Below are 14,042 nucleotides of genomic sequence, written 5' to 3'. Positions count from 1 at the left end.
TCAGGTCGGCGATCAGATACAAGGGAATCCTTTGGCCAACTGACGTGAAACGAGAATTAATCAAGAGTTTAGAACGGCCTTTAACCGAATAGTGGATCGGCGAGCGTAAGGCATTCGGCTGCAAATGCATCGAAACCGCCGTTGTAGGGCACCAGAAGTGGGGCATTATCCATCCCCATAGAAGGAAACACCTCCTCCAGCACGTTCCGCTTCTGCTGATCGTCGCCGGGCCCTATATAGAATATCACCTTGCCCCGCCCGTCCTCTGGTTCCTCTGCGAACTGGCGGAGAAAGAAACGAATTAGGGCGTCGTCAGGCGGCAGGCTGTAGCCCACTATCACCAATACTGTCGTCTCCCGCATCAATCGAACGACTTTTGGGAACACCGTCTTGAAATAGGGGTCGGAATAGTCCTGTTCTCTGGATGCGAGCATGAGAATTGGAGGGTCGTCCGTGACCTGGCTGCTGGTTCTGGCGCTATAGTCGAGAACATACCCGTCGCCTCTTCGAAGGATTTCGAAGCCGCCATTTATCTTTAGTAGATGCTGCACGAGCCAATGATGTTGGACCTTCGCCATGTTCGGCTGGTCCACAATCCTCGTGGGTGTGAAGCCACGATATGTGTATAAAAAGAGACTGTCGTCCGGTTCCACCACATTGTCCAAAATTGTTTCGATGACATAATCGTAGTTGGTGGTCACAAAGTGAGTTCGAAGGCCTTCAGCAGGTCCTTGCGATCCATCGATCCTCGCATGGAGGTGTCGGAAGAACCTGACGATATCCAGCTGTCGGGATGTAGGCTCAGTGAGCGGAAATTTTCCGAGATTGGCGTCGAAGTAATTCAGATTGGCTAATTCGTCGTAGCGGTCCACTACTGCTGCACGTAGAGCGCCTCGAAACATTCTGATGTTCTGCTCGTCCACGTAACGGGACCGCACGTCCGGATATCGCTCGTACATATCCATCTGATAAACGATTTGCCTGAGCTGCTCGGGTGTAATCTCGTTGAAGGCGTTCAAGCCGAACATCCGAGACAACGCTCCGATGTCTGCTACTTCCTCGATCACATTACTCTTCAAAGTGAATAATTGAGACCCAACTGGAGCATTAGGGTCCCAGGACTTGGAAAAGCCTGCGCCCGCAAAAAATGTGAAATTTGTCAGCCCTGTCGGAGTTTCATTGGGACCCATCTGGTAACTGAAAAGCTTGACCAGCTCCATGAAGTCTTCAGCAGCCTTGGAGACCGTTGGGGCCTGCTGGGCACTGTCGTTTTCAATTTGCTCGGACATGAAGGTACCCTTAGATGTTCGCCTTAGCTACTGATTCACCCCGAGGATGATCGGGAACACGCAACCATAACGGATACACCTTGCACGCATTAAACCTGCGCGCAAGCGTTGCGATCACTCAGATGTCGACGCAACACGTCGTGTTGGAAACTCTCATTAAATATCGGCTTCTGCCGATCATCGCACTGCGGGGTTGAACAATTTCAGCGCGCGGTTCTGGCAGGATAAATCGGCGACCACGACCTGAGATGCGCAGGGGAACGCGGAGGTTTCGGAGGTTTTTGGATTTAAGGTTGAAGGCAATCATTGGTATTACCTGTTGAAGATCGTTGACCTCTATGTCTTAGCAGGAGGCTTGTAGCCTGCTCGATATCCAGAGCGCCACCAGATGCTGGAGGTTTCTCGCCCCTACCCTGGCCGTAGGCCGCTCGAACCGATGCTCAATTGCCCGAGGCGACAATTCCGGTCTGAGTCCGATTTCCTTCTGCGCCGCGCCTTCTGTCAGGAGCTGGTGGATACTGAGATCAATGCCATCGACTTTGGCTACAACGAGCCACCCAGATTGGCGAGTATCGCCGACAAGGGGGGTGCCTTCAAGGGGGGGGGCCTTCTAGGTGAGCCTTTGCAGAAAACCTTCAAATCAGGGCGCGGGGCATTTGCAGAGGAAATTACCGCTAACCTTCCGAATATCGACCGTCGATCCTGTCATGAAAACCCGATACTTGTCCTGAGACATCTGTGAAACAGCAAAACATGTCGGATATCGGCTCAAATAGTTGAGCATCAGCTGGCGATGCGTTGATGCCTCCACCTGTGCGAACTCGCAAACATACGCCTTTCGAAGCTCTGGCGGCTGAAACTCGAATTCGACAGTTTCGCCCGACTTCGAGACGGCATTGCTCAATGGCTCCAGCGGCTGCGTATACCCCTGAGCATTCGCGAACGCAGAGAAATGGAGCGGTTCCGGACCGATCCAAGCGGTCGTCACCATGGTGATTACGGCCGCGACTACGGAACTAACGACTATGGACCGGATATCACCTGGAATGCCCTCCTTCAGCCATTCCCAAGATGATCTACGATATCTCCCCCAATCGGGCATTTCAGTAAGCCGGAAAAAGAAGGGAGAAGGACAAATCTTCGACCCGAGCCTGGATGCCGAAACCTCTCTCCCCGATTGTCCCACACGAGATGAGCCGTTGCTCATCGGCGAAGGGCTGCCGACCTGGTAAAGCTTCAGATACGCAACGCTCGATCAGATTTCGGCCTTCCGCCGTCTGTATCGCTTCGATCAAAGGCCCTGCTTTCTCGGTGCGAAGATTGCCTTCCGTCAAAGGTCTAACGAGTGCGTCAGAGAGTACCGGGGCGAACTTCAAGCGGAGTGCGTCCGCGTGCTCCGGCGTCCCCACCTTGAACTCGTTACGAATGGTCCCCAGGACGTCCATGGCGTTATAGGTCGCCGCCAAGCCAGGGTCAGCGGACGATGAAGGGTTCGGCGGCAAGGCCACGCTAAACCGGCAAACACGCTGATTCCGATCTGAAAACAAGGTGACAATCAGGGTGTCATCGAATTCTACCGTGGCCAAGTCGGAGACGTCCTTGCATTCGCTCAACGCCATGCTGGCTGATGCTGTCCCGCCGGTTAGAGCAACGAACAGTGCAGCAAGAAGAAAATTCAGCCGGTATCGGATGTGAGAGCCCTTCACGGCTGCAACGAGTCCTTTGCAGGTCCCTGGTACGCTGTATCCAACGCAAGATTGATCAGGTGCGCCAGTCGGAACCCAGCCAAGCGCACGCGGTCTTCTGCAATAGGCGCGTACTCCTCCAGGTAATCGCTGCCCAACGATACCTTTCGCTCTTCATCATCCGGGCCGAGGCCCGCTTGGGTATCCGAGTAATGGCAGTCATTGCCGGATTTCACGCAATACTGGACGTCGGGCCGAAGCGTGATCTGGAAAGACTCGTTGGCCCAGACCGCAGGATCGGTACCCACCATAGCCTGTTCCTCGACGAGGCTTGTGTTTGCGAGAAGCGTATCGACTGCGCGGTACGTGATCGTCCGCCTGCCCCAGTTCGATTTAAAGTCGGCACGGTTCCGAACCTTTTGAAAGAGACCGGCCTCCAATAAGCATCCGTCCCATACGGCATGTAAATTCCCAGGCCGATAAGAGGAAGTCCCGCATCCGCCAATAACCCTTGCTTTGATCGCGTTGCCCCCCTTGTCGTCAGCGAACGAGATGTGAAGGGGCTGGTGGATGTCCCCGATCCAATGTCCGACGGCCATCAAAGCGAAGACCCGGTCTTCATCAGACTTCGACCGATCTTTTAGAATTGTGAGGTCGCGATCAATTCCAGCAAAGATGCAGGAACCGCCGACAGGGCAGCTCGCAGCAGGAATCGACGTTGTCGTGCGGTCAACGTTCACGAAGTGATCAGCTGCGTGCTTGCGCGGCCTCTCGTCCTCCTCCAGGCAGCCGACATTGAACGACGTGTAATGCCGAAGCTCCGTCCCATCTTTTGCATGAACGGTGATGCCACCCTGCCCCGCGTGGAAGATGCGTTTCAGTTCATCTCGTGATGCATCGGTGAGATTTCTATAAGCCAGGTCGCAAACCGTCAGATGGCCGAACTCACCCCAAGCCAAAGCGGTTCTCGGAATGGATGAGCAGCCTACAAGAACCAAAGCGAAAACAAAAAATGCTGAAGCAAAGCGTCCCATGTCGCACCCCCTACGAGCCAAAGACAGCGGGATCATATCGCAACCATGGAGAAAGAAAAGACCCACTCGATAACGTTGAAGTTGATTTGACCTAAGTGAATTAGATCGCGCGCGCATCACGAAGGGCCTGGGGTCTGTCCTGGGAGCTATCACAATTTGGCATGAAAAACCCGGCTGCTGAGGCCGGGTTCTCGACTATAAGCGGCAGTTGAGCCCGCTAGTGCGTGGTGCTGTTTATAAGTGCATCGATGAGTGCGATCTGCGAGCGATTGCCGCGCTGATACTCGTTGATCAGTATCTTTGCTTCCGCAGTGGCATCCTTGCGCGAAATGCGCTGCTGTGTGCACCAAGCGTCACGAACCGTCTGGAGCATATTGAGGTCTTTTGGCGGTATTGCGATATCGGATTTCTGCATCATTTTCCTCCCAAGGATTGACATCTTTTTTGTTGAGAAGCCGCCTCCCTGCGRCCTCCAGCGCATGCAACTTTAGTCTAAAGTAGTAGGCGCACAAGATGAAAATGTGACACTCTGGTTGAGGTACGTACCCGTTTTTTCTACCGGCGGTGGTCGCTATTCACGGACCTGCATGAAACTCGCAGAGATAGGGTCGTGTCGCTCGCGTCCAAAGCGCCACCCGTAGTCGCGGGCAGACCTACGCGGCAATGCTGGACTTCCTGGAGCGACCGAAGCTTGCATAAGCAACGACGAAATCTGGGGCGCAGGGTTTACGCCGCTCTGCGGACTGCGATCATCTTCGTGAACTCGGACAATATGTCCGGATAAAACTGCGCTAGGTGGCGCACCACTCTCGCATTGGCCATTATCCGCGTCACGTACCCAATGGCGAGCACCAGGTCGAGATGATCCGCGCCATAATCGTGCTCGATGGCTTTAAACTCACGGTCAAGCGTCGCCGCCTCCTGCTCCATCATCGAAATTTGATCTTCGCTAAGCCCGGCAATCTTTTTCTTCGGAGATACCAGCATAGAATCGGACGTGGCAGCGACCAAAGACCTGGCGTAGCTGACCGTGAATTTGTTCATCGCGATCATCAAACCGGCGGCCTCGATCTGGCGCATGGGTTTCATTTTTCGCAACTCGCCAATTGTGTTGATGGGCACCTGCTTCTCTTTAAGCAAGTCAATGGCCTCGGCGCACATCCCCTCCAGCAAGTTCTTCTTATGGCGAATGCTGGAAATGTTTACATTGAGGGCCCGCGCCAAGCGTTCTTCAGGCACGCCTTTTTCAATCGCCTTCAGGATCATCTTATGTTCCTGGATCGTGGCGAGACGACTTATGCGACGATTGTAGGTGTAAGCTTCGTCTTCTTTGGCAACCAGGCAAACCACTTCCGCATCGCCTCGTTTGGCAAGCACGTCGAGACGGATATGACCATCCAAAAGATGAAATTTATCAGGCTGATGCCGATCCCGAATTACAACTGGCGGCTCGATAATTCCCACCTCCGTGATCGAGGCGGCTATTTGTGAATATTTTACGGACTTCAAGGCGGCAGGCGACAACTGCTTCAACGGCAGAATTTCGGCAATCGGTATACGCATGCTCATGTTTTCGAACGCGAGTGGAATAGAAGAACCGTGGTCCGAGGATTTCATCGTGACGATCCTCCTTCGCTTTGGAGCCTCGCGGCCAACGCTTCGGGGAGTGAGGCGAGCCCTTCTTCGCCCAGTATGCCGGTGAATTGAGCATCCGCCAGAAATTTGCGAACGGCCTCCGTAATGAAAGTAAGTCGAGCTTTGGCGGTTTCCGCGCGACGGATCAGTCTTCGCTTGCGATCAACGTCATCTTGAAATGCCTTTAGCAAAGCCTCCGATGAAATGGGGCGGGGTTTGGATTTCGTCGGACCGTATTTCAGTGTCCTTCCGCGCCGCCGCCGCATCTCGACAATTCGCTTGGCAATCATTAGCTTCCTGCCTCTCAGAAGCTTTTTCTCATAGGCTGATTGAAGAGCAGCCTGGATATCGTGATCCTCAGCCTCAGCAATTTCCAGAGCGACGCTGAACGGGATTTGACCGGAATCCACGGCCCTTAACAGTCTTTCCTCACCCTTCTCAATTAACCGGACGACTGCATAGACATACTCGGCGGAAAGACCGGTCATACGGGCAATTTCCGGAAGGCTGTGGCCACGCTCGTTCATTGCACCGATGTCCTGCAGAAGATCGACCGCGCGATGTTGTCGGCGGGCGCAGTTCTCAACAAGGCTCGCTACCAGACAATCCTCTTTGTTGGCATTGACGACAAGCGCGGGAACGTCCTGCTGTCCCAGTGCTTTGAAGGCTTCAAGACGTCCTTGTCCGCAAACGAGGTCGTAAAAGGGTCCACTGGCCTCCATGCGGCGCGTCACGGTGATAGGGCGCTTCAGTCCGATCTGCCCAATATTTGCGACGATTTCCTTGAAATGTTTTTTGCTGCGAATGCGGGGATTGACCACGGTGATCCGGTTGATGGGGATCATCTCAACTTTCTGAGCGGGGACTGCTGCCATCACGCGACCTCCAGCAGTGATGTTCGAGCCGCCATCGAATAGAAACGCGACAGGGACTCGCAACGATAGGCATCGAGGGAAAGGCCATTGAACTCGCATAGCCGCAGAACTGCCTCATGCATGTCGAGCAAGGGCAACAAATAGTAGTCGTAGGGCTCCAAATTACTTGGGTCCATGCGGATGACGACCGTGAGATCGGGTCTCAGGGCCGTATCCAATCGCACCTTCCAACGCGACGATCCCGCCGACGTTTGGATGCATCTCACGATGACAAGCGATGCAGTGAATTCCTCATTTATCATCAGCAGGTCCGTCGCCGGGTCCTGTCGAACTTCGCCACCGGCCGCGCCGATACCTTGAATCACGTCGGCGAGCAGTTTCGGATACATCCGCCGGAGCGCACGATTGGTTTCCAAGTACCCGTAGTCGTGATCCGGAACGAAACCGACCAACGCATAGGCTCGCAACAGGCTGCCGAACCGATGGGAGAATGAACTGCTCGATGGACAGTCCTCGGCCTCATCGATGATGAGACCTGACAAATAGCCTTGCTGCCCCAGGACCTCTGCAAGTTTTTGCAGCATTACTTCATCCGACAAGCGCTCCGCTCTGGACTCAATAATCGACCGCGCTTGCTGAAATAGTTCCGTCGGTACAATTCCCTGGAAAACACCGTCGGCGCGTATCCAATCCGCCTCAGGATTCTTGATGTGTGATTGTTTCAGCTTGAAGGAGGTCCGGCCCCAAACATTGTTCCCCACGTATTTTTCATTGAGAAGAACCTGATGGACCGTGCCGCGTGACCATGCTCGCCCCCAGTCTGTCAAAATTCCCTCTGCATTCAGGATTTCCGCGATTTCTGCCTCTCCCCGACCGTCCGCGACAAAGAGAGAGTAAATCCTTCTGACGACGCGCACCTCGTTCTCCGGTCCAGGGATCAGGACGACCCTGTCGGTAGCGATGCTTTTCTGCTCGCCCCGTGACAGTTCTCCCTTCGGATTGCCGCCTTGGTCGACCAACTGACGACGGAGCCCAAACCCTGGTGCACCACCTTGTCGATATCCCAAACGGATCAGATTGGCTTGACCGGCGAAAACTTTCACCGATAGCTCACGGCTGTATTCCCCGGCCATCGCCCGCTTTACGGTCTTGATGATCGATGATCCGATGCTGCCGTCATTTTCAAACTGCTCGGCGCAATAGTGAACAAGGATTCCTTGCCGTTTGCACCGAAGCTCGATCTCCGCAGCTTCGTCTGGGTCCTGGAACCGCCCCCACCTGCTCACGTCATACACGAGGACTGCCTGATAACCTGCGTTACCGCTCTCGACGTCGCTCAACAGCGACTGGAGAGCGTCCCGCCCGACCAGGCGTAAGCCGCTTTTGCCCTCGTCCGCATATCGGCGCACGATTTCATAGCCATTCTTTTCGGCGTAGCGGCGGATTGTTTCGATCTGATTGTCGGTCGAGTATTTCTGGTGATCGGTAGACATCCGAACATATGCCGCAGCGCGAATCTTCATTCGCTCGGGCGCTATTGCGTCTCCGTTCTTCTGGTTCCAATCGATGACCATTAGTTGTCAACAATTCCCTGTGCGGTCGGGCTCGCAGGCGGGAGTATATATCGAGGAGAAGGGAAATATGGTTCCGAATAAGGGCACTTTAGTTCCGACCCGCAACGCCGAAATTCGCAACAACTATGCCATCGCCATCTCAAAAGCTTTGAGGGACGAGCTTGGGACGAGTGCCCAGGCAACAAAAACAGTCATGAGGTGGACAGGAGTGAGCGACAGGGCGGCCAAATACTGGCTGTCGGGTATGAAGGCTCCGGGCGGTTGGCAACTAATCCTGCTCGCGAAGAATTCGGACGCGGTCCTGCATGCATTTCTGAAAATGGCCAACCGCGACCTTTTCAAGTTGTCGATTGAGTTGAACGCCGCACAGGCCTCGCTTGCGCGTGCCGCCGCGATTATTAAAGCGCTTCGCTCCGAGTGAAACCCGCTTTGCTCCACAGGAGCATGCCTATAGCTCTGAAGCAATCGACAGTGCCACAAGGTGCGGCAAGCTGCGAGCGCCCATCTTCGATTTCAACCTTTCGATCCGGTGCTCTATGGTTCGGTGTGACAGTTCAATCCTGATGCCGATTTCCTTCACGGAGAGCCCTTCTCGCAGCAACTGAAGGATGCTCAGGTCGGCATCATCGAAATTCTGGCGTTTCGGACACGGCGGCAGAAGAAATTTGATATCCGCGAAACTGATGCACCATGAACTGCGGCCATCTCTGCATTTTTGTGGAAGCCGCAGGCACTCGTAAACGATCCGCAATCCAGCGACAGTCGTCAACACTCGCGAAAAAACCGGGCTGCTGCTGAAGGACCTCTTCGCATGCTGGTATCAGATGTTGACGCAGAAATTCCTGGTCGCGAAAATCGCGGAACATGCAGCGCGTCTGCAGTTCCGGTACCACCTGCACGTCGGTGGCAATCTGATACCGATGGACGAAATCGATCACGAAATCCATCGCATCTTCGGCAGAGGTGTCGATCACCGCAAGCACCATATTCGGCCGGATCGTTTTCGAGATCACCTCATGGATGTCCCTCGCAGCGGCACCGTCTGCACTGGCGATCCATGCATCCATGAGGTCATGAACACTCTCGGAGAAGGAATTCTGACGCTTCATTGGCGGGTTTTCCCAGCCGAAGAAAATTCCTTCCTGACACGGGTGGCGACGAACAACGTGGGCAGAAACCACCGTTTTTGTCATCCCGGCGGAACCRATTTTGTCTCATGCGTAAAACCCTGTCGCCAGCCTAGAGCATGGCACAGACGGCAGACGATACCAGGAGCCGAAACAGAAGCAGATACTGAGCCTTCAGCGAACGCACGGGATATCGAACAAGAGCAGTCCGGGTTCCCCCAAAGGAAGTTGCGCCATGACCTCGCCTACGGGGTTCAGTACGGCCGTTGGTCCCCAGGCAATGCGCCCATCGCGCTCACCAGTGACATCCGCTGATACAAGCCAGAGACCCGTCTCTCGGCATCTTTCGCCTCGCGTAGCGTTATGCATCGCCTTGAAAGCTTCCGCCTTTTCCCGTCGCATCATGTTGTTAGAAGGGCATACAATCAAGGAAGCTCCAGCGTCAGCAACCGTTTGAGCCGCTTCGGGAAAGTTCGTGTCGTAGCAGATGTTGATCCCGAAGCGCAGACCGTCAACCTCGAAGATCGAGCTGTCGTTTCCGGCATCAACGACCCGTTCGCCGCCCAGAAGGTGCATTTTCCGATAGCGGCCGACAAGGACGCCGCGTTCCACAACGACCGCAGTGTTAAACAGACGGCCTCCCTCGTTTTCAATCAAACCCATAACGATCATCGGGCCAGTTCGTGGGAGTCGGCTCAACAAGGAGAGGAATCCGTCCGATTGAAGGTCAAACGCAACTTGACGGGCTGACGCCTCGTCCGTCAGATAGCCCTGCAGAAAGCACTCTGGAAAACAAAGCAGCGAGGCGTGTTGGGCTTCGGCCTGAGCGATGACATTAATCGCATGCTGTGTGGCGGCTTCGACTTCGTTCCTGAATTCCGGCGTCTGAGCTGCAGCAATCTTTACGGTCTTCATTCTGACGGCAGGCCCCGGTTCACATCCAACTGAGAATGATGTTCCGAACGGGCCCATTCGGCAACTGATCCCTTGCCACTCATGTCTCGTAGACGGGTAAGCAGTGCCAGTTGACAATCAGACCAGTCTTGTTAGCTTCGGCTCGGGCGGAAGCAAGATAATTTGCTTGCTTGGGAGCCGGTTTAAGGCCCGTCAGCGTGGCGCAGATATAAGCGCTCGTACCGTTCAAAGACTGCGGAGTGACGCAATTCATGTGCGTCGTCTCGTGCGAGGATTGTATCCTTCCAACTGAGGGGCGGCCCTTTGGTCCGCTGCACGTCCGCTTCAGCAATGAAGCAAAGGACGTGGACTCATGAAATCAAACAGCCGAATAATCCATCTGAGACGTAAGGCAGCCGAGAGTCAGGAGTGGCGATGCTACTACTGCCAGCTGTCCATGTGGGAGACCGATCCGAAAATTTTCAGAGCACGCTTTCGAGTTTCGAAACGGGCTGCCTTACTCTTCCGTTGCACAGCAGAGCATCTGGTGGCCCAATGCGACGGAGGGCGCGACATCGAGGAGAATATCGTCGCTGCCTGTCTGTATTGCAACAAAACGCGGCACCGACCGAAGCGCCCGAAAGATGCAGCGTCCTATGCCAGCTTTGTTCGATCCAGGATAGACAAAGGTCGATGGCATCCTGTCAGGGCCGTAGCCATCAATAGGCCCTGATATTCAATGCGTTGAGAACCTCTGGCGTTATGGTGCCCGTGACTTTGATACCGTAATCCTCTTGCATTTTCGCCAGCGCGACTTTCGATTGTGGTCCAATTCTGCCGTCGATGACGCCTTGGTAGTAGCCAAATAGGCTCAGTGCGTTTTGAACTTGAATGACGATTTGCCGAAACTTATCGGAATTCCCTGGAAGCACCTTCGTTTCCTGCGTTTGCGGAACTGGAGGATAGTAGTTCGGGTCGGAATCCGTTGAGCTTGTAGTGGGCATCGCCTGATACGTGTCGGCTTGATTGGTGTTCGGCAACAACTGATACGTGTCGGGTTGGGCTTGATAAATCCGTCGTTTTGGTATGACCGGCGTGGGGTCATATAGAGGCAGATTTCGCGTGACATAGCCGCCGCCGTTCGATGAGCGGTGACTGGAATGACTGGAATGGGACCTGTGGCTCGAATGTGAGCGATGTCCGGCTAGGGTATAAACGTGGTTGAGCCGCAAGCGTTCGAAGATTGAAACAGAGACGGTTTTCTTCGCAACCAGCCCCGTCGCCGGAGCCGCGTCAGACTTGGACGGCAGGAATCCCGCCGCCAGAAACGACGGTATAAGGAACAACCCTTTTTTCATATTTGCCCCAGCTCACTAAACCCCTCGGTGTGACTATACCACTCAAAAAAACCACCACAAGCTGAGCGAGCAGAGCAACCTTCACAGAAATCGAGATATTTTCGCTTCCAATCCGAGATCGTCGATGGCGCGAATTGTCGATACGGTTCTGGGACCGAGCAAAGCGGAAAATTGAACAGGGAGACGGCGATCCCCTTCGCTGTTGCCAAATTGATCGCCGACCTGATCATCGTAAAGTCTGCCGACGTGTCCCGGAATGTCTTGTGCCAATTCATCCGGCCGTAGCCGATCCGTTCGAGTTGCATCAGTGCCCACACAGATACGAATGGCGTCCGATTGACTACGTAGTTCGCCAGGTCTCGCAGGTTCTCCCAGTTCTGCTGTGTCACCACGGTGCGCAACTCGACGGAAGCTCCGGCACGCGTCAAAACAGAAAGGTTGCGCTCCAGTCGGTGAAACGCCCCTGGTTTGCCCACGATATCGTCGTGCAGTTCGGCTTCAGATGCATAAAGAGGAATTCCCCAAAGGACGCGATCAAGGCCGATTGAATCGAGGCGACTGACGTCATCCGGCTCAAAATGCTGTGCGTTGGTCAAAGCATGGAAACGCAAATCGGGGCGAGCGGAAGCAGCAGACGCCAGAAATTCGAACAGCCGATCCTTGTGCAGCAGCGGTTCACCACCGGATATCCCAATATAGGCTCCACGTGGGGCCAAAGTCGCGGCAATGGCGAACTGATCAAAGAGATCGACGTGATGCTTTTTCGGCGGCTGCGAGCACATGACACACAGTTGATCGCACTGCTCTGTCACCAGCAGCGTGTTGTGTCTCGACGAGGCTCGAATGAGCCGGTGCGCACTCCCCTGCCCGGGCAAAATCATAAGCACGTCACCATCCAGTGGGACATCTTCGGTGGCGTGAACCAGAACTGAAAACCCGAGATATTCGTACTCGCGATAATCGCTCTCCTGTCGGATGAGACGAGCGTCTTGGTCGGAGGGATCGGATCGGTCGGTTTCACATAGCCGCAGCACCAATGGCTCGACTATCGGCAGTGGATCGATTTTGAGCCGGAGGTCGATCATTGATGGACCTTGGCCAAAGCGGGTTCGTATTCCGGCATCCCCGCCCAAAGCGCCAGAGATTTCTGCGCCTTTGGATCGGTTGAATAGATCAGTTCAAAAATCTTGTCGAAGATGTGTGTGTGCCGCTGGCAGAAATCCGTGAGGTGCTTTGGTACGTCGATGCGGCCATAGCGCGACAGGTCGTCGATCAGGTCCACTCCACAATAGGCCTGATACGGACAGTGGATGCAGTCAGGGTGAAAATTGTTGGAAGCCTCGTCGTTGAGTGCGTCGACAGCAGCCCTATTCAGGCCAGTGTGGACGTTTCCCATCGAAAGGTCGAGCTGGCCGACGCGGGTGACCATTCGGGCCTCATCGGTTGGATAGAAGGTCCCGTCGTAGTCGATGACGAGGTAGCTGTGCCCCAGGATGTTCGGGTTTCGCAGATCAACATGTCCATTGTGCCCCGACCGGAGCACACGCCGCAGACAGTGGACGAAATAGTATTCCTCAACCGGTTCTGCAGCAGTCCAATTGTATTCTATGAGCGCATCGACGAAGGCCGAATGATACGCATTCCAGGCGGCCGTCGTGTCCTTGGCGGCAAAACGCTTGCGAGCGAAACCCTGGTAATTGACCGGTCGCAGATAGATGGACCGCAAGCCGAATGACAAGAAGTTCTCAATAACGGATGTGAGTTCGGGCAGGTTCCGAATGTCGAGCGTTGGAAGCGCCGAGACTTTCCCCGCCCCGAACCCGTCTACGGCCCGGCGCAGGTTGCCTAGAAACTCGTTTGTTCGCTCGGGAGTCACGGTGCGCTGGCGCTGATGTGTCTGCGCATTGGCATCGAGGGACGTACTGATAAACGTATCCGACGCCGACAAAAACGACCAAGCATCTGCGCTTACCGTCTGCAGATTTGTGCAGACGACAAATCCGGTCTGGGCGAAGCGATTGCGACAGAAATCGCGAACCCGCTGCAGCATGTCCAATTTCAGAAGCGGCTCACCGCCTTGGAACTCGACCTTCAACCGGTTCGTCGGGAGATTGTCGAGAAAGGCAAGGACCGCGATCAAGGTGCTTTCGTCCCAGTCGAAGCCGGGCGTCTGCTCGTTGACACGAGACACCTGGCAGTAGCCGCAGGCGAGATTGCAGCGCAGCGTCGGAACGAGGATGACATAGTCCAGTTCGGTCGGCGCGTAGAGCCGGTTGGCCCACCGGTAGGCGAAGCCGGTATAGGCCAGATCATCTATCTCCTCGAAGGAGTGGCCGTTCTCACTGAGGAACCGCCTGTCGCCCGGGTTGAGATTGCCTCCGGCATAGCGTCCCAGGAAAGCGGTATCGGCTTTGAAATATCCGCCTGCGTCGTCTGCGAATAGCAACGCACCATCGCTGCACGACCTGAATTTCAGCGGGAAGACGGTCACCGGCCCATCACACCCTCAATGAGAGTTCGCCGCAACGGCAGAGTTTCGGCGTAGATTTTTTGTCGACAGAGAGTGAAATG

Annotated in this window: 15 protein-coding genes; 2 read left to right on the top strand and 13 right to left on the bottom strand. The window is 54.8% G+C overall.

Annotated elements, in window-relative coordinates:
- Nucleotides 1–80: 80 nt before the first annotated feature.
- The 7 genes from AC1D17_RS10480 to AC1D17_RS10450 all read right to left on the bottom strand — a co-directional run bounded on the left by AC1D17_RS10480 (nucleotide 81) and on the right by AC1D17_RS10450 (nucleotide 8,092).
- A complete protein-coding gene (locus tag AC1D17_RS10480) occupies nucleotides 81–1,289 on the bottom strand; it encodes an SIR2 family protein (protein WP_477565346.1) in 1,209 nt (402 codons plus the stop codon).
- A gap of 1,103 nt (nucleotides 1,290–2,392) precedes the next feature.
- Complete coding sequence (locus AC1D17_RS10475) at nucleotides 2,393–2,908, bottom strand: hypothetical protein (RefSeq protein WP_477565345.1); 516 nt, start codon at nucleotides 2,906–2,908, stop codon at nucleotides 2,393–2,395.
- Nucleotides 2,909–2,991: 83 nt separating this feature from the next.
- On the bottom strand, nucleotides 2,992–4,008 hold the full coding sequence (locus AC1D17_RS10470; RefSeq protein WP_477565344.1) for a S1/P1 nuclease: 1,017 nt from the start codon (nucleotides 4,006–4,008) through the stop codon (nucleotides 2,992–2,994).
- Between the two features lie 217 nt (nucleotides 4,009–4,225).
- Nucleotides 4,226–4,423 (bottom strand): hypothetical protein, encoded by a 198-nt coding sequence (locus tag AC1D17_RS10465; RefSeq protein ID WP_477565343.1) that lies wholly within the window; start codon nucleotides 4,421–4,423, stop codon nucleotides 4,226–4,228.
- A gap of 311 nt (nucleotides 4,424–4,734) precedes the next feature.
- Entirely contained in the window at nucleotides 4,735–5,625 is an 891-nt protein-coding gene (locus AC1D17_RS10460) for a plasmid partitioning protein RepB C-terminal domain-containing protein (RefSeq protein ID WP_477565342.1), read from the bottom strand.
- Nucleotides 5,622–6,518, bottom strand: coding sequence for a ParB/RepB/Spo0J family partition protein (locus tag AC1D17_RS10455; RefSeq protein WP_477565341.1), 897 nt, complete (start codon nucleotides 6,516–6,518; stop codon nucleotides 5,622–5,624). The genes AC1D17_RS10460 and AC1D17_RS10455 overlap by 4 nt, the downstream gene beginning before the upstream one ends.
- Complete coding sequence (locus AC1D17_RS10450) at nucleotides 6,518–8,092, bottom strand: recombinase family protein (protein WP_477565340.1); 1,575 nt, start codon at nucleotides 8,090–8,092, stop codon at nucleotides 6,518–6,520. The genes AC1D17_RS10455 and AC1D17_RS10450 overlap by 1 nt, the downstream gene beginning before the upstream one ends.
- Nucleotides 8,093–8,159: 67 nt before the next feature.
- On the opposite strand from AC1D17_RS10450, the gene AC1D17_RS10445 reads away from it, so the two are divergent.
- The gene (locus AC1D17_RS10445) at nucleotides 8,160–8,513 is read left to right on the top strand and encodes a hypothetical protein (RefSeq protein ID WP_477565339.1); all 354 of its coding nucleotides are present in this window, start codon (nucleotides 8,160–8,162) and stop codon (nucleotides 8,511–8,513) included.
- 27 nt (nucleotides 8,514–8,540) lie between these two features.
- Here AC1D17_RS10445 and AC1D17_RS10440 read toward each other — a convergent pair whose 3' ends face one another.
- The 3 genes from AC1D17_RS10440 to AC1D17_RS10430 all read right to left on the bottom strand — a co-directional run bounded on the left by AC1D17_RS10440 (nucleotide 8,541) and on the right by AC1D17_RS10430 (nucleotide 10,134).
- Entirely contained in the window at nucleotides 8,541–8,702 is a 162-nt protein-coding gene (locus tag AC1D17_RS10440) for a LuxR C-terminal-related transcriptional regulator (RefSeq protein WP_477565465.1), read from the bottom strand.
- A gap of 13 nt (nucleotides 8,703–8,715) precedes the next feature.
- Nucleotides 8,716–9,285: a hypothetical protein gene (locus AC1D17_RS10435; RefSeq protein WP_477565473.1), complete on the bottom strand. Its 570-nt coding sequence runs from the start codon at nucleotides 9,283–9,285 to the stop codon at nucleotides 8,716–8,718.
- A 108-nt stretch (nucleotides 9,286–9,393) separates the two neighbouring features.
- Nucleotides 9,394–10,134 carry a carbon-nitrogen hydrolase family protein gene (locus AC1D17_RS10430; RefSeq protein WP_477565338.1) on the bottom strand — a complete coding sequence of 247 codons (741 nt, stop codon included), beginning with the start codon at nucleotides 10,132–10,134 and terminating at the stop codon, nucleotides 9,394–9,396.
- 352 nt (nucleotides 10,135–10,486) lie between these two features.
- On the opposite strand from AC1D17_RS10430, the gene AC1D17_RS10425 reads away from it, so the two are divergent.
- Nucleotides 10,487–10,846, top strand: coding sequence for an HNH endonuclease (locus AC1D17_RS10425; RefSeq protein WP_477565337.1), 360 nt, complete (start codon nucleotides 10,487–10,489; stop codon nucleotides 10,844–10,846).
- On the opposite strand, the gene hxsA is transcribed toward AC1D17_RS10425, so the two are convergent.
- From hxsA to hxsB, 3 genes are read right to left on the bottom strand one after another with little or no spacing between them, the layout of a single operon-like run.
- Nucleotides 10,833–11,471: a His-Xaa-Ser repeat protein HxsA gene (gene hxsA / locus AC1D17_RS10420; protein WP_477565336.1), complete on the bottom strand. Its 639-nt coding sequence runs from the start codon at nucleotides 11,469–11,471 to the stop codon at nucleotides 10,833–10,835. The genes AC1D17_RS10425 and hxsA overlap by 14 nt on opposite strands.
- Nucleotides 11,468–12,556, bottom strand: a complete 1,089-nt coding sequence (gene hxsC / locus AC1D17_RS10415) for a His-Xaa-Ser system radical SAM maturase HxsC (RefSeq protein WP_477565335.1) — start codon at nucleotides 12,554–12,556, stop codon at nucleotides 11,468–11,470. The genes hxsA and hxsC overlap by 4 nt, the downstream gene beginning before the upstream one ends.
- On the bottom strand, nucleotides 12,553–13,962 hold the full coding sequence (gene hxsB / locus AC1D17_RS10410) for a His-Xaa-Ser system radical SAM maturase HxsB (RefSeq protein WP_477565334.1): 1,410 nt from the start codon (nucleotides 13,960–13,962) through the stop codon (nucleotides 12,553–12,555). The genes hxsC and hxsB overlap by 4 nt, the downstream gene beginning before the upstream one ends.
- Nucleotides 13,963–14,042: the final 80 nt, after the last annotated feature.

This window comes from Pararhizobium sp. P1_E7, assembly GCF_056405855.1.
Note: the sequence above shows the minus strand (reverse complement) of the source record. Positions and strands in the feature narration are given on the sequence as shown.

Coding starts and splice junctions, on each gene's coding strand:
- AC1D17_RS10430 (WP_477565338.1), bottom strand. CDS start 10,134: ATGAAGACCGTAAAGATTGCTGCAGCTCAGACGCCGGAATTCAGGAAC.
- AC1D17_RS10425 (WP_477565337.1), top strand. CDS start 10,487: ATGAAATCAAACAGCCGAATAATCCATCTGAGACGTAAGGCAGCCGAG.
- AC1D17_RS10445 (WP_477565339.1), top strand. CDS start 8,160: ATGGTTCCGAATAAGGGCACTTTAGTTCCGACCCGCAACGCCGAAATT.
- AC1D17_RS10480 (WP_477565346.1), bottom strand. CDS start 1,289: ATGTCCGAGCAAATTGAAAACGACAGTGCCCAGCAGGCCCCAACGGTC.
- AC1D17_RS10435 (WP_477565473.1), bottom strand. CDS start 9,285: ATGACAAAAACGGTGGTTTCTGCCCACGTTGTTCGTCGCCACCCGTGT.
- hxsA (WP_477565336.1), bottom strand. CDS start 11,471: ATGAAAAAAGGGTTGTTCCTTATACCGTCGTTTCTGGCGGCGGGATTC.
- hxsC (WP_477565335.1), bottom strand. CDS start 12,556: ATGATCGACCTCCGGCTCAAAATCGATCCACTGCCGATAGTCGAGCCA.
- AC1D17_RS10475 (WP_477565345.1), bottom strand. CDS start 2,908: ATGGCGTTGAGCGAATGCAAGGACGTCTCCGACTTGGCCACGGTAGAA.
- AC1D17_RS10450 (WP_477565340.1), bottom strand. CDS start 8,092: ATGGTCATCGATTGGAACCAGAAGAACGGAGACGCAATAGCGCCCGAG.
- AC1D17_RS10470 (WP_477565344.1), bottom strand. CDS start 4,008: ATGGGACGCTTTGCTTCAGCATTTTTTGTTTTCGCTTTGGTTCTTGTA.
- AC1D17_RS10460 (WP_477565342.1), bottom strand. CDS start 5,625: ATGAAATCCTCGGACCACGGTTCTTCTATTCCACTCGCGTTCGAAAAC.
- AC1D17_RS10465 (WP_477565343.1), bottom strand. CDS start 4,423: ATGCAGAAATCCGATATCGCAATACCGCCAAAAGACCTCAATATGCTC.
- AC1D17_RS10455 (WP_477565341.1), bottom strand. CDS start 6,518: ATGGCAGCAGTCCCCGCTCAGAAAGTTGAGATGATCCCCATCAACCGG.